Source organism: Stenotrophomonas sp. G106K1 (assembly GCF_037969685.1).
Classification (GTDB): Bacteria; Pseudomonadota; Gammaproteobacteria; order Xanthomonadales; family Xanthomonadaceae; genus Stenotrophomonas; species Stenotrophomonas lactitubi.
In genome coordinates, this window is record NZ_JBBPFR010000012.1 from 58,341 (window position 1) to 70,771 (window position 12,431).

General features: G+C 66.9%; 15 protein-coding genes and 1 tRNA gene. 11 read left to right on the top strand and 5 right to left on the bottom strand.

Features of this window, described 5'->3' with window-relative positions:
• Positions 1-20: 20 nt before the first annotated feature.
• The gene (locus tag WKB25_RS12240; protein WP_340570959.1) at positions 21-812 is read right to left on the bottom strand and encodes a M90 family metallopeptidase; all 792 of its coding nucleotides are present in this window, start codon (positions 810-812) and stop codon (positions 21-23) included.
• Positions 779-1,054: a hypothetical protein gene (locus WKB25_RS12245; RefSeq protein ID WP_099819617.1), complete on the bottom strand. Its 276-nt coding sequence runs from the start codon at positions 1,052-1,054 to the stop codon at positions 779-781. Before WKB25_RS12245 ends, WKB25_RS12240 begins: the two co-directional genes overlap by 34 nt.
• Before the next feature lie 143 nt (positions 1,055-1,197).
• On the opposite strand from WKB25_RS12245, the gene birA reads away from it, so the two are divergent.
• The 4 genes from birA (at position 1,198) to WKB25_RS12265 (ending at position 3,851) form a co-directional block, all read left to right on the top strand.
• Positions 1,198-2,163, top strand: a complete 966-nt coding sequence (gene birA / locus WKB25_RS12250) for a bifunctional biotin--[acetyl-CoA-carboxylase] ligase/biotin operon repressor BirA (RefSeq protein WP_340570961.1) — start codon at positions 1,198-1,200, stop codon at positions 2,161-2,163.
• Entirely contained in the window at positions 2,160-2,891 is a 732-nt protein-coding gene (locus tag WKB25_RS12255; RefSeq protein ID WP_340570963.1) for a type III pantothenate kinase, read from the top strand. The genes birA and WKB25_RS12255 overlap by 4 nt, the downstream gene beginning before the upstream one ends.
• Positions 2,892-2,900: 9 nt before the next feature.
• Positions 2,901-3,734: an SPOR domain-containing protein gene (locus WKB25_RS12260; protein WP_340570965.1), complete on the top strand. Its 834-nt coding sequence runs from the start codon at positions 2,901-2,903 to the stop codon at positions 3,732-3,734.
• A gap of 41 nt (positions 3,735-3,775) precedes the next feature.
• A tRNA-Thr gene (locus tag WKB25_RS12265) sits at positions 3,776-3,851 on the top strand.
• Positions 3,852-3,908: 57 nt separating this feature from the next.
• Here WKB25_RS12265 and WKB25_RS12270 read toward each other — a convergent pair.
• Both WKB25_RS12270 and WKB25_RS12275 read right to left on the bottom strand, forming a co-directional pair.
• Positions 3,909-4,313 carry a hypothetical protein gene (locus tag WKB25_RS12270; protein ID WP_263929842.1) on the bottom strand — a complete coding sequence of 135 codons (405 nt, stop codon included), beginning with the start codon at positions 4,311-4,313 and terminating at the stop codon, positions 3,909-3,911.
• A 499-nt stretch (positions 4,314-4,812) separates the two neighbouring features.
• Positions 4,813-5,748: a hypothetical protein gene (locus WKB25_RS12275; RefSeq protein WP_340570967.1), complete on the bottom strand. Its 936-nt coding sequence runs from the start codon at positions 5,746-5,748 to the stop codon at positions 4,813-4,815.
• 160 nt (positions 5,749-5,908) lie between these two features.
• Here WKB25_RS12275 and WKB25_RS12280 point away from each other — a divergent pair, with 160 nt between their 5' ends.
• The 4 genes from WKB25_RS12280 (at position 5,909) to WKB25_RS12295 (ending at position 8,509) form a co-directional block, all read left to right on the top strand.
• Complete coding sequence (locus tag WKB25_RS12280) at positions 5,909-6,679, top strand: DUF3011 domain-containing protein (RefSeq protein ID WP_340570969.1); 771 nt, start codon at positions 5,909-5,911, stop codon at positions 6,677-6,679.
• Between the two features lie 170 nt (positions 6,680-6,849).
• Positions 6,850-7,770 (top strand): arginase, encoded by a 921-nt coding sequence (gene rocF, locus WKB25_RS12285; RefSeq protein WP_049464163.1) that lies wholly within the window; start codon positions 6,850-6,852, stop codon positions 7,768-7,770.
• 167 nt (positions 7,771-7,937) lie between these two features.
• Positions 7,938-8,075: an entericidin A/B family lipoprotein gene (locus WKB25_RS12290; protein WP_019661832.1), complete on the top strand. Its 138-nt coding sequence runs from the start codon at positions 7,938-7,940 to the stop codon at positions 8,073-8,075.
• Positions 8,076-8,287: 212 nt separating this feature from the next.
• Entirely contained in the window at positions 8,288-8,509 is a 222-nt protein-coding gene (locus tag WKB25_RS12295) for a CsbD family protein (protein WP_089241428.1), read from the top strand.
• A 78-nt stretch (positions 8,510-8,587) separates the two neighbouring features.
• Here WKB25_RS12295 and WKB25_RS12300 read toward each other — a convergent pair whose 3' ends face one another.
• Positions 8,588-9,394 carry a hypothetical protein gene (locus WKB25_RS12300; RefSeq protein ID WP_340570975.1) on the bottom strand — a complete coding sequence of 269 codons (807 nt, stop codon included), beginning with the start codon at positions 9,392-9,394 and terminating at the stop codon, positions 8,588-8,590.
• Between the two features lie 108 nt (positions 9,395-9,502).
• Here WKB25_RS12300 and WKB25_RS12305 point away from each other — a divergent pair, with 108 nt between their 5' ends.
• The 3 genes from WKB25_RS12305 to WKB25_RS12315 all read left to right on the top strand — a co-directional run bounded on the left by WKB25_RS12305 (position 9,503) and on the right by WKB25_RS12315 (position 12,383).
• A complete protein-coding gene (locus WKB25_RS12305) occupies positions 9,503-10,798 on the top strand; it encodes a tryptophan--tRNA ligase (RefSeq protein ID WP_340570976.1) in 1,296 nt (431 codons plus the stop codon).
• 172 nt (positions 10,799-10,970) lie between these two features.
• Entirely contained in the window at positions 10,971-11,267 is a 297-nt protein-coding gene (locus tag WKB25_RS12310; RefSeq protein ID WP_340570978.1) for a hypothetical protein, read from the top strand.
• A 183-nt stretch (positions 11,268-11,450) separates the two neighbouring features.
• Entirely contained in the window at positions 11,451-12,383 is a 933-nt protein-coding gene (locus tag WKB25_RS12315; RefSeq protein ID WP_340570980.1) for an MBL fold metallo-hydrolase, read from the top strand.
• Positions 12,384-12,431 lie beyond the last annotated feature (48 nt).

A 12,431-nucleotide genomic window follows, 5' to 3' on the forward strand; every position in this document is an offset into this window, starting at 1 on the left:
GGGCCCGCCGTTGGCCGGCACTACCGTATGTCGATCACCGGCGGCTCGCCGTAGAACCGCCTGAGATGCGCGGCCACCTCCGGCAACGCTTCCGCCAGCAGATCCGGCGCAGAGAAGTGGTACTCGCTGGCCACCGCGAAGAACTCTTCCGGTGCTTCCGCCGCGTACGGATCGATCAGTGTTCCCACGCCGGCATCCACCTGCGCACAGAACGCGTCGTACGATTTCTGGAAGTCCGCAGCCCACTCGCGTTGCCACGCACGCGGCAACGGCGGCGTGCCGTCCATCGCCCCGTCCAGCCCATCCAGCTTGTGCACCATCTCATGCACGGCCACGCAGTAACCCTCATGCGGTGCCGCCAGGTCGGCCTGCACATCGGCCCACGAAAGAATCAACGGACCGCTGTCCCACGACTCGCCGATCAGCTCGTCATCCCACTCGTGCAGTACGCCGGCGGCATCCATGTGGCTGCGATGCACGCGGAACGCATCGGGGTAGACGATCAGCTGCGACCAGCCCTCCAGCCCGACCTCGCCGAATTGCAGCAGCGGCAGGCAACACAGTGCGGCCAGCAGCACGCTGTCTGCCGGCTGCAGCTGCAGTTCGCCAATCGGGGAGATGGTCTTCTCATGCAGGAAGCGCGTGGTCAATGCGCGCAGGCGTGTACGCCGTTCGTCGTCCAGGCCGCGCAACCACGCTGCGCGGTGGCAGGCATCGTTCCAGTGTGCGTCTTCGATCGGCCGCGGCGCGGGCCGCAGCCACTGCAGCAACGACTTGATCAGCGGAACATACCCGGCAGGTAGCTGTGCCACTTGGGCGCGCGGATGCGCTGCAGTACATCGTCGTCACCGCCACCGCCGCTGCTGGTGGTAGCTGCAGGGCGTACCGGTGCCGGCTTGGCGGCAGCTGCGGCAGGCGCAGTGGTCGGTGTGCGCTGCGAGGCCGCATCGCTTGCCGAGTAGACGCAGGCGCCACGGCTGTCATCAAGCGCTGCTGTGGCAGACGCCGCGAAGGGCATCGTCAGCAGGATCAGGCAATGGGCATAACGGCGCATTGACGACATCCACGTTAAGGGAGGGTGAGCTCTCGATTCTAGCCCGAACCCGGCGCCAGATTGGAAGCCCGCCGGAACCGGGCCTGGCGGGCGTCGCTGGCGGCTTTCCCGCATAATTCCGTTCTGACCTTGTGGAAGCTGCCGTGGACGATCGCCAACTGCTGGCCAAACTCGCTGCCGGTCGCCTGTCCGGCGACGCCCTGGCCCGTGAGCTGGGCCAGACCCGGGCCGCCATTTGGAAGCGTATTCAAGGGCTTAGAGCCGCCGGTGTCGAGGTGGAAGGACGCGCAGGCGAGGGCTACGGGCTGACCCGGCCGGTGGACCTGCTGGAGGCCAAGACCATCCGCGCCGGCCTGCCCAAGGACGCCGCCGCGCTGCTGCACGACCTGCAGGTGGCCTGGACGGTGGACTCCACCAACGCCGAATTGTTGCGGTGCAGCGCACCTCAGCGCGGTGTCAGCGTCCTGCTGGCCGAGCGCCAGACCGGTGGCCGTGGCCGTCGTGGCCGCACCTGGGCCTCGCCGTTGGCCGCGCATGTGTATCTGTCGGTGCTGCGTTTGTTCGAGGGTGGCTTGGGCCGCTTGGCCGGCCTGAGTCTGGTCGCTGGCGTCGCCGTGGCCGAAGCGCTGCACGACCTGGGCTATGCGCAGGCACAGCTGAAATGGCCGAACGACGTGCTGGTGGATGGCCGCAAGCTGGTCGGCCTGCTGGCCGAGGGCGGTGGCGAGTACGCCGGCCCGGCGCGCGCAGTGATCGGTATCGGCATCAACGTGCACATGCCGCCGGCCTTCGCCGAACAGATCAACCAGCCCTGGGTGGACCTGGACACGCTGGCCGGCGCATCGGTGGATCGGAATACAGTGGTGGCCGCGGTGCTGGCACGCCTGCTGCCGGCGCTGGAAGCATTCGATCGCGAAGGGCTGGCGCCGTTCCTGCCACGCTACGCAGCGTTCGACATGCTGGCCGGGCGCGAAGTGCGCGTGCAGCTGGATGGACAGTGGCAGCACGGTACCGCGCTCGGCCTGGCCGACGATGGCGCGCTGCGCGTGGACATCGATGGCCGCGAGCGCCTGCTGCATGCCGGCGAAGTCAGTGTGAGAAAAGCATGAGCGACTGGTTGTTCGACCTCGGCAATTCGCGCTTCAAGTTCGCGCCGTTGCAGGGTGACCGTGCCGGTGATGTGCAGGCCTGGGCGCATGGCGCCGAAGGCATGGCCGGGCAACCGCCGCACAGCCTGCCCAGTGGTGAAACCGCGTTTGTCGCCAGCGTCGCCGCGCCGTCGCTGACCAGCGCCATGCTGGATCAGCTGCAGCGCCGCTTCGAGCACGTGCATGTGGTGCGCACCAGCGCCCAGTGTGCAGGCGTACGCATTGCCTACGCCAAGCCGGAAAAATTCGGTGTCGACCGTTTCCTGGCCCTGCTTGCCGCCGCCAAGGCGCAACGGCCGGTGCTGGTGGTCGGTGTCGGCACCGCCCTGACCATCGACCTGCTGGATTCCGATGGCCAGCATCACGGTGGACGTATTTCCGCCTCGCCGACCACCATGCGCGAGGCATTGCACGCGCGCGCGGTGCAGCTGCCGGCCAGTGGTGGTGACTACAGCGAATTCGCCAACGACACTGCCGATGCGTTGGCGTCGGGCTGCGATGGTGCTGCCGTTGCATTGGTCGAACGCAGTGCCCGCCAGGCGCAGGCGCTGCTGGGCGTGATGCCGTCGCTGCTGGTGCATGGCGGTGGCGCGCCCGCGCTGATGCCGCTGCTGGGCGGCGCCGACTACCACCCGTCGCTGGTGCTGGATGGCCTCGCCCGCTGGGCGGTGCACCAGCCCGCAGGCTAGTATCGGCGCATGCTGACCCGTGCCCTGATCGTCGTGCTGGCGATCCTCAATCTTGGTGTCGCCACCTGGTGGCTGCTGCGCGATGAGCCGGCGCGTGCGCCGTTGCCGCCGCACCCGACCGGCGTGGCCGAACTGCGCTGGCTGCCCGGCGGGACCGATGCGGCCGTGGCCGCGCAGGCCTCGGCAGCGGCACCTACGGAAGCACTGGTGGAGCGTGAGGCTGCGCCGGCTACTGCAGTGGCCGCTGCGCCAGCACCGGCAGCGGCGACGCCGACAGCATCCAGCAAGCCAGCCGAACCGGTGAAGGCGCCTGAGCCGGTCGCCGCCGTCGCCAAGCCAGCGCCGGAACCGGTGGCCGACAAGCCCGCCTCCCCGGCCGCACCGCCGCGCTGCCTGGCGCTGGGACCGTTCGCCGACCGCGCCGCCGCCACCGCCGCGCAGGGCCGGGCGGGCAATCTGCTGAGCCAGGCACGCCTGCGCGAGCAGCCCGCCGCCAGCGGCAGCGCCCGTTACCGCGTGCTGCTGCCCGCCGCCGCCAGCCGCGATGACGCGCAGGCCACGGTCAAGCGCATCGTCGCCGCCGGCCTCAACGACTACTACATCATCAGCCAGGGCGAAGAGACCAACGCCATTGCGCTGGGCCAGTACCGCAACCGCGAAGGCGCCGAACGGCGCATGGCCGCAGTGCAGGCCGCCGGCTTCCAGCCGCGTCTGGTCGCCAGTGGCGATGCCGGCCAATGGTGGCTGGAAGGGCAGCTGGCGGCGGGCAGCGAACCGGCCCAGGCGCAGCAGCGCAGCGGCGCCGCGCAGCAACGGTCGCTGGAATGCACGCGACTGCGCTAGAATTCCCAAACCACGGCGCTGCCGTAGGCGTTTCACCCCGTGCCGCTTTAGCTCAGTTGGTAGAGCAACTGTCTTGTAAACAGTAGGTCATCCGTTCGATTCGGATAAGCGGCACCATCTCCCGACAATCTCCATTGCCCCTTTGTTGCATGGGGTCGGCTAGTGTCTGTGTGCCTACGCCGCATGCAGCTGCAGCTCCACATACTCCGCCAATCCCCGGCACGCCAGCAGCAGCCCTTCGCGCGTTCCGTCGCCGATCTGCTGCTCGTCGCCTCCATCGACCCGCACGCGCTCGGCGGCGTGGAATATTTCCAGCAAGGTGGTCAGTCCGGCAGCGGCGCGGTCTGCGCGTGCCATGGCCATGCCCTGGCCGGGTGTCAGCGTTGGCCCGCGCCACGGCTGACCGTCGGCACCATCGCCGTTGCGGATGCGCTGCAGGCAGCCTTGCAACGTGATCGGGTCCGGCACATCGACGGCGGCGGCGAACGCGGCTTCCAACGGCTGCGCAAGCTCGGGGGGCAGGCGTTCGGCGGCATCGCCCAGCGTGGCGGTCAGGTAGGGATAGTCAGGAGCGGACATGTGGGCATCCTCGGGTGCAGCGGAGGCGCCACCGGCAGAGGGTGGCGGACGATGCGTGGTTTCCAATCCGGCGCTTGATGAAACCGGCGGGCACAAGGCCCCCACGCACCGCCCGCCATAAGGCAGCAGACGGATTGCCAGCCGGCGCCGTTCAATAAGCAGCGACGCCGGCTGGCAAGCGTAAATACATCAAGCACTCAGGGTTGGAAGCCCCGGCCATCCGTTGTCGATGGCAATTCATCATGCGCACGCAGAATCACGGGCTGCCAGTCGATTGTTCCGATGGCATCGCGCTGTTTAAAAGGAAAAATGAATTATCGCAATTGGCTTGTCGCGGCCAATCCCGAGGCACAAACGACATTCTGCGCGGCGTACTATTGGAGCCTGAAACAGGCCGTAGCGCCGCGATCGTGCGGCGTAACGCCGCCGTGGCGTGTCAAGCCAACTTAACCGCGTCCCCAAGCGGCCCACTCAACCATCATACGCACCCGCGCGGCGATCAACGCGTCCCCGGATCACCCGGCACCAGGTGGCGCCACGGAAACACATCCTTGGCGAAATGGCTGACATAGCCGCCCGTTGCTGCCTGGATGACCACGAACGACAACCGCGGACGCATGGCCTGCAGCGTCTGCAGCTGCGCCACATCCAACGCGCTGTTTCGCAACCGGAAGGTGTGCAGCGCATCGAAGGCTTGGCTGGCGAACAAGCGCTCATAGGCCGCGAAAGGCGTGACCGCATCGGTCTCACGGGCATCAGCCCAGACGAATTGCAGCTCCGTCGATTCGCAAAAATCCAGCAGGCCCAGGGCAGGCAGGTTGCGTGATCCGGCAAGGTTGTCGATGAAGCGCTGCGTGTCCGAGCCACCACCGATGCGCAGGCTGTGCAGGTGCGGCAGCGGCACCTCGAAGAACGCGGCATCCGGTGCATTCGGCACCACCAGTTCGCTGAGGTACGGCGCCCTGGAAACGAAGCGGGCGATCTCGCCAGCTTCTTCCATGAGGCTGCCCGCGCGCTGCACCAGAGACATGTTGTGGTCGGCAGGTTCGGTAGGGCTGATCGACAAAGAGCGCAGGCGCGGGAAACGCACATCGCTGTCCAGTAGCGCGGTGAACTCCCACTCGCGCGTGCCATTGGCCCCCTCGTCCGGGCCGGTGAACGACAGCGACATGATCGCATCGGCCACGCGCTGATCGGACAGGCAGGCCAGCGTCCACGCGAATGGCTCTTCCCATGGGTTGCCGAAGAACTCCACGTGCAGGCCGCCGTACAACGGCGCCACGGTCACCCGTTCCTGCAGCGCCGCCCACAGCGGGCCGGCCGGGTCCTGGATGTCCAGTTCATGCTCGGCCGTGCAGTCCAGATTGAACGCATGGATGCGTTGCTGCAGCGCCAGCAGTTGCTGCTGCGCGTGGTCGAAGGGCAGGGCGGTCATGTGTGTGTACCGGACGTCCGTGTGATACCCCGATGATAGCGCTGGCCCGCTTGCGGTGGTCTGCGGCCGGTGATCGGTGGCTTGATGTTCCTCACGACAGAGCGACTCCAGCAGCCCCCATACTGGTGCCCTCCGCACATCTCTTGCCAGGAAGCCGACCATGCGCCGCCACCGCTTGCCGTTGACCGTCGCGCTGCTCGCCAGCGTCTTCACAGCACCGGCGATGGCCGCCGTGCCGTTCTTCAATGCCAGCTGCCCCGGTGGGCTGGATGTCCATGCAGACGAGGGCGGGCCGGTCTACGTGCAGGGCCGCGAGACCACGCTCAAGCGCTTCAACGATCGCTATTTCGAAGCGCGCGATGCCAACAGCGGCACCACGCTTTCAATCAGCACCGGTGACGACGGTACGCCGCAGGTCAGCTACACCGGACGCGGCGGTGCCAACGGCATCTGCCAGGTCGGCAACAACGGCACGCCGGCGGCTGCCGTGGAAGGCGGCAGGCACCACCGTGAGCAGGATCGCGATGACGATGCAGCACTGCCACGCGAGGTGACCTGCGAATCCACCGACCAGCGCCAGGTGTCCTGTGACATGGACACGCGTGGCAACGTGGAGATCGTGCGCCAGCTCAGCCGTACCCGTTGCGAGCAGGGCAGCAACTGGGGCCTGTCGCGGCATTCGGTCTGGGTCCACGGCGGCTGCCGCGCGACGTTCCGCAACATGTCCAAGGCTGCAGCCAACGCGCCAGCGGGCGATACCGCGCTCGGTTCGTGCAACGCAAGCAAAGGTGCACAGGGCACGCTGGTGACCCAGGTGCCGGTCGGCACCGATTACCAGGAACTGATCATCGATTATCCCGATGGCCGTTTCCTGTGCATGATGCGCAACAACGGCCGGGTGCAGAGCGTGACGCCGATACGTCATCGTTGATCACGATGGGGTAGTGCCGGCCGCTGGCCGGCAAACTCCGCGAACCCTGAGGACAGAATGGTTACCGGCCAGTGGCCGGCACTACCCGTGGGTGGTCCTGCTGCACCGCCGCGAGTGGTGTCACATGCGTCTGGCTAGACTGTGCTTCTTTTTCGTTCGCAGGAGGCACCATGGCCCATCATCCCGCCGTTACCCTGATCGGCGTCCCCACCGACATCGGTGCGGGCCATCGCGGCGCCCGGCTGGGGCCGGAAGCCCTGCGCGTGGCTGGCCTGCCTGAAGCACTGGAAGCGCGAGGCGTGGACGTGCGCGACCTCGGCAACCTGGACGGCCCGCGCAACCCGTGGACCGCGCCGGTGCAGGGCTACCGCCACCTGGATGAGGTGGTGGCATGGAACCACGCGTTGATGGAAGCCAGCTATGCCGAGCTGCAGGCCGGGCGCATGCCGATCATGCTCGGTGGCGACCACTGCCTTGGCATCGGTTCGATCACCGCCGTCGCGCGCTGGTGCCGCGAGCAGGGCAAGGACCTGCGCGTGCTGTGGCTGGATGCGCACTCGGATTTCAACACCAGCGAGGTGACCCCGTCGGGCAACATCCACGGCATGCCGGTGGCCTGCCTGTGCGGCCTCGGCCCGGATGCGCTGACCAAGCTGGGCGGCACCTCGCCGGCCATCAAGCCTTCGCAGATGCACCAGATCGGCATCCGTTCGGTGGATCCGGAAGAGAAGCGCCTGATCAAGACCCACAAGGTCGATGTCTACGACATGCGCTACATCGACGAGAACGGCATGAAGCGCACCGTGGAAGCGGCGCTGGCCGGCATCGACGAGAACACCCACCTGCACGTCAGCTTCGATGTCGATTTCCTTGACCCGAGCATCGCCCCGGGCGTGGGCACCACCGTGCCGGGCGGGGTGAACTACCGCGAAGCGCAGCTGGTGATGGAGATGATCGCCGACAGCGGGCGCATGGGCTCGCTGGATATCGTCGAACTCAATCCGCTGCTGGACAACCACAACAGCACCGCCGAACTGGCCGTGGATCTGGTGGAAAGCCTGTTCGGAAAGTCGACCCTGATGCGCGATTGAGAGGGTCCAGCCTGAACGGCGGGACGAACCGTTCACACGCGCTCCACGCCCCTGCCGCCAGATTGCACCTCACGCGGCAGTGTTGGCTTAAATCCAGCCTGCCGCCCCGATCAATACAACCGAACCCCGTGATTGAGCGGTGTAGCGGCAAACCCAAGGAGAAGCCCATGAAGCGCGTAGTTGCCCTGATGCTGTTGTCGATGTTCTCGGTGGCCCTGCTGGCCGGTTGCAACACCGTTGCCGGTGCCGGCAAGGACGTGCAGAAGGCTGGTGAGAAGGTTGAGGATGCTGCCAAGGGCAACTGAGCCTGAGGTGGTGCGCACAACGGAAAAGGCCGGGATCTTCCCGGCCTTTTTTCATGCGCGATTGCCGGGTGTGGACGCCGCGTGTCGATGCGTAGTGAACCATTCAAGCAGGTGAGCAGCGTTTTCATGGTCGGTTGACCGTGCTTCAACAGCCGTTGCGGGAAGCTGCGTGCACGGTAACAACGCCGTTGCATTCCAAGGAAGCCTCAGCAATGAACAAAGACATCATTTCCGGCAAGTGGTCCCAGCTCAAGGGCAAGGCCCAGGCGAAGTGGGGCGATCTGACCAATGACGATTTCGATGTGGCCGAGGGCAATGCCGAGTATCTGGCTGGCCGCCTGCAGGAGCGCTATGGCTGGGCCAAGGACCGCGCTGAGAAAGAAGTCCGCGACTTCCAGGACAGCGTGAGCAAGGACTATCCGGACTACAAGTAACCGGGCCACGCACGCCCACGTTCTGCCCCCACAGACAACGCCCGCGCCGGAAGGTGTGGGCGTTGCGCTGTGTGGCGATCAACGTGCCGGCGGGTCGGGCACGTAGCGGTTGGGGAACGCCTGCGGCTGGCGGTCCAGGCGCGAGGGCGAATCCAGCAGGATGCCGCGCGCGCGCAGGTTGCGGGCGCTGTCGTAGCGCAGCTGCAGCACCTGCGCCGGGCTGCGGGTGGCGCGTTCGAAATCGGTATCGCGCACCGAGGAACTCTCACGTGCACCATGGCCAGTGCCCAACGCAGGTGCTTGCGACTTGGCTGAGTAACCTTCGATGCGGCTGGCGCTGGCGTCGGCCGCCGCCGAGGCTTCGGCTGCCGCCGGTGCCGGCCCGGCGCGATCGCGCAGGATCGGCTGCGGACGCGGGTACCAGCGGCGCGCCTCTTCGAACACCGCCACGCCGACCACGCCGACGTTGTCGGGGCGGCCGGTGCGGCTGGCGTAGCTGCCGCTGGGGCTGCTGAAGACGAACTGGGCCACTTCGTCCTGGGTCTTGCGCCAGCCGGTGATGTCGGCGCGCTGGCCGGGATTGAGCACGTAACCGGTCTGCGACGGATCGGCGTCTTCGCCGGAGATGGCGTTGACGCCGTCCACCGACAGCACCACCAGCACCCTCCGTGGGCTGTCGTTGTACAGGCGCACCGCATAGCGGTGGCCGCGCTCGCCGGCCACCCAGCGCTGGCCGTCGGCCGGGTAGCTGCGCAGCTCTGTGCCGCGGTCGCGGTCGACCAGGGCCACGCGCACCGGGCCGTCCTGCGGCATCGGCGGGGGCAGCGGGGCCGGGCGGAAGCCGGCCAGGGGCAGGATCAGCAGCAGGGGCAGCAGGCGTTTCATCGGGCGTCTCCAGCGGGGTTGGGTGAATGAACGTGCCGGGGGCCCTGACGGGGTTGACCGTGTGCACGGTAAACTGGCTCCGTTCATAGAAGGTTTCCGTACGCAGTCATGACGACCCGAGTCCTTACCGGCATCACCCCCTCCGGCACGCCCCACCTGGGCAACTACGTTGGCGCCATCCGTCCGGCCATCGCGGCCAGCCGCGCGCCGGACATCGAGAGCTTCTTCTTCCTGGCCGATCTGCACAGCCTGATCAAGTCACAGGACCCGCAGCGCACCCAGCGCGCGACCCTGGAGATCGCCGCCAGCTGGCTGGCCTGTGGCCTGGACCCGGAACACGTGTGGTTCTACCGCCAGAGCGACATCCGCGAGACCACCGAGCTGATGTGGTTCCTGACCGCCATCGCCAGCAAGGGCATCCTCAACCGTGCCCATGCCTACAAGGCGGCGGTGGACAAGAACCGTGAGGAAGGCCAGGACGAGGACGCAGGTGTCAGCGCCGGCCTGTTCATGTACCCGGTGCTGATGGCGGCCGACATCCTGATCTTCAAGGCCAACCAGGTACCGGTGGGCCGTGACCAGATCCAGCACATCGAGATGGCGCGCGACTTCGCCCAGCGCTTCAACCACGTGTACGGCAAGGAGTATTTCCCGCTGCCGGACGTGGTGATCGACGAGCAGGTGGCAACCCTGGCGGGCCTGGATGGCCGCAAGATGAGCAAGAGTTACCACAACACCATTCCGCTGTTCGTGCCGCGCGAAGAGCTGAAGAAACTGGTGTTCTCGATCCTGACCGACTCGCGTGCACCGGGCGAGCCGAAGGACACCGAAGGTTCGGCGCTGTTCCAGATGTACCAGGCGTTCGCCACCCCGGAGCAGACCGCCGCATTCGCCAAGGCCTTCGCCGACGGCATCAGCTGGGGCGATGCCAAGCAGCAGCTGTTCGAGCGCATCGACGGCGAACTGTCGCCGCTGCGCGAGCGCTACAACGCGCTGATGGCCGAGCCGGAGAAGATCGAGGCACTGCTCAAGCGCCGTGGCCAGCAGCTGCGTGAGCAGCTGGCGGCACCGCTGCTGGAAGCGCTGCGCCATGCGGTGGGCCTGCGTGATCTGTCCGATGCCGGCGACATCGCCAGCGAAGATGCCGGTGAAGCCCGCGCCGCGCCGCCGCTGTTCAAGCAGTACCGCGAGAAGGATGGCCGCTTCTACTTCAAACTGACCGCAGGTGACGGCACGCTGCTGATCCAGAGCGAAGGCTTCGACTCGCCGCGCGATGCCGGCCAGCTGATCGCCGTGCTGAAGCAGGCCGAGCAGGGCGACCAGCTGCAGAGCGATCTGTTCAAGCTGGAAGCCGAAGTCGATGCGGTGCTGGCGGCGCTGGCTGTGCTGCGCGAAGCGGCCTGACCTGCACCACCTTTGTAGAGCCGAGCCCACGCTCGGCTTTGCTTTGCATATGTAGAGCCGAGCCCACGCTCGGCTTGGCGGAAAGGCAGCCGAGCATCGGCTCGGCTCTACAGGGTATTGCGGCCATGGCATGATGTCCGCGCGCCTCAGGCGCGATGACATGGAGTCTGCAATGGCCTGGTTGTCGCTGCTGCTGTTCCTGCCCTGGTTCATTCTGCTGGGCAGCCTGTACTGGCTGTTTCCGCGCCAGCCGCGTACCGCGCGGCGACGCCTGTTCGATGGCGCTACGCTGGCACTGGCGCTCGCCCTGAGCGTCGTGGCGATGCTGTGGGGCCACCACATCGGTCTGGTACAGCCGGGCGCCGGGCCGATCTGGCCGCAGGTGCTGGCGGTGCTGTATGCCTATGGCGCGTTCCTGGCGGTGCTGGTGATGGCCTTGTTGCTGCGGCCGCGCTGGTTGCGCCTCTGATGTAGCGCCCCGCGTGTGCCCTCTGTAGAGCCGAGCCCATGCTCGGCTGATGTCTGGCAGAAAGGCAGCCGAGCATGGGCTCGGCTCTACAGAACTGCCCCCTCCGACCAAAGCCGCATCGATCACGCCATGCCGGCGCGCCTACCATGGGCCTCTGTTCCCGATCCTGCCAGGTGCGCGTCGATGACCGCCGATCCCAGCATCCACACCATCGATACCGGTTTCCAACGGCCTGACTTCGATGCCGCCTACCTGATCATCGAAAACGGTCGTGCCGCGTTCGTCGACTGCGGTACCGGCCTGTCGGTGCCGGCGATGCTGCAGGCCCTGGCCGACAACGGGCTGGGCGTGGAGGCGGTGGACTGGCTGCTGCTGACCCACGTGCACCTGGATCATGCCGGCGGCGCTGGCCTGCTGATGCAGCAGTTGCCGAACGCGCGTGCGGTGCTGCATCCGCGTGGCGCGCCACACATGATCGATCCGACCCGGCTGATCGCCGGCGCCACCGCCGTCTATGGCGCCGAGGAAATCGCGCGCAGCTATGGCCGCATCGAAGCGATTCCCGAGCAGCGCGTGGTGGTGGCTGACGACGGCCAGCGCATCGACCTGGCCGGCCGCGAGCTGGTGCTGCTGCATACCCCGGGCCACGCGCTGCACCACTACTGCGTGTGGGATGCGCGCAGCCGCAGCTGGTTCACCGGCGATACCTTCGGTATCTCCTACCGCGAACTGGACAGCGCGCAGGGCGCTTTCATCTTCCCTACCTCATCGCCGGTGCAGTTCGACCCGGAAGCGATGAAGGCGTCGATCCAGCGCATGCTCGGTTACGCACCGCAGGCGATGTACCTGACCCATTACGGTCGTGTCGAACAGGTTGAAAAGCTGGCCGGGGATCTGTTCGAACAGATCGATGCGATGGCGGCAATCGGCCGCCAGTGCGACGGTCGCCCCGATCGTCATCGCTGCCTGCTGGCCGCGCTGCAGGCGCTGTACCTGGAGCGTGCACAGCAGCATGGCTGCGCACTGGACCTGGCCGCAGTGACCGACGTGCTGGCGATGGATATCGAACTCAACGCACAGGGCCTGGCCTGCTGGCTGGACCGCATCCGTCGGTAGATCCACGCCATGCGTGGATGACGCGCGCCCAGGCTGCGCCGCGATGTC

Bases quoted from the DNA above. Each gene is read 5' to 3' on its own strand.
- WKB25_RS12245 (WP_099819617.1), bottom strand. From the start codon at position 1,054: ATGCGCCGTTATGCCCATTGCCTGATCCTGCTGACGATGCCCTTCGCG.
- WKB25_RS12255 (WP_340570963.1), top strand. From the start codon at position 2,160: ATGAGCGACTGGTTGTTCGACCTCGGCAATTCGCGCTTCAAGTTCGCG.
- WKB25_RS12260 (WP_340570965.1), top strand. From the start codon at position 2,901: ATGCTGACCCGTGCCCTGATCGTCGTGCTGGCGATCCTCAATCTTGGT.
- WKB25_RS12270 (WP_263929842.1), bottom strand. From the start codon at position 4,313: ATGTCCGCTCCTGACTATCCCTACCTGACCGCCACGCTGGGCGATGCC.
- WKB25_RS12275 (WP_340570967.1), bottom strand. From the start codon at position 5,748: ATGACCGCCCTGCCCTTCGACCACGCGCAGCAGCAACTGCTGGCGCTG.
- WKB25_RS12280 (WP_340570969.1), top strand. From the start codon at position 5,909: ATGCGCCGCCACCGCTTGCCGTTGACCGTCGCGCTGCTCGCCAGCGTC.
- rocF (WP_049464163.1), top strand. From the start codon at position 6,850: ATGGCCCATCATCCCGCCGTTACCCTGATCGGCGTCCCCACCGACATC.
- WKB25_RS12290 (WP_019661832.1), top strand. From the start codon at position 7,938: ATGAAGCGCGTAGTTGCCCTGATGCTGTTGTCGATGTTCTCGGTGGCC.
- WKB25_RS12295 (WP_089241428.1), top strand. From the start codon at position 8,288: ATGAACAAAGACATCATTTCCGGCAAGTGGTCCCAGCTCAAGGGCAAG.
- WKB25_RS12300 (WP_340570975.1), bottom strand. From the start codon at position 9,394: ATGAAACGCCTGCTGCCCCTGCTGCTGATCCTGCCCCTGGCCGGCTTC.
- WKB25_RS12305 (WP_340570976.1), top strand. From the start codon at position 9,503: ATGACGACCCGAGTCCTTACCGGCATCACCCCCTCCGGCACGCCCCAC.
- WKB25_RS12310 (WP_340570978.1), top strand. From the start codon at position 10,971: ATGGCCTGGTTGTCGCTGCTGCTGTTCCTGCCCTGGTTCATTCTGCTG.
- WKB25_RS12315 (WP_340570980.1), top strand. From the start codon at position 11,451: ATGACCGCCGATCCCAGCATCCACACCATCGATACCGGTTTCCAACGG.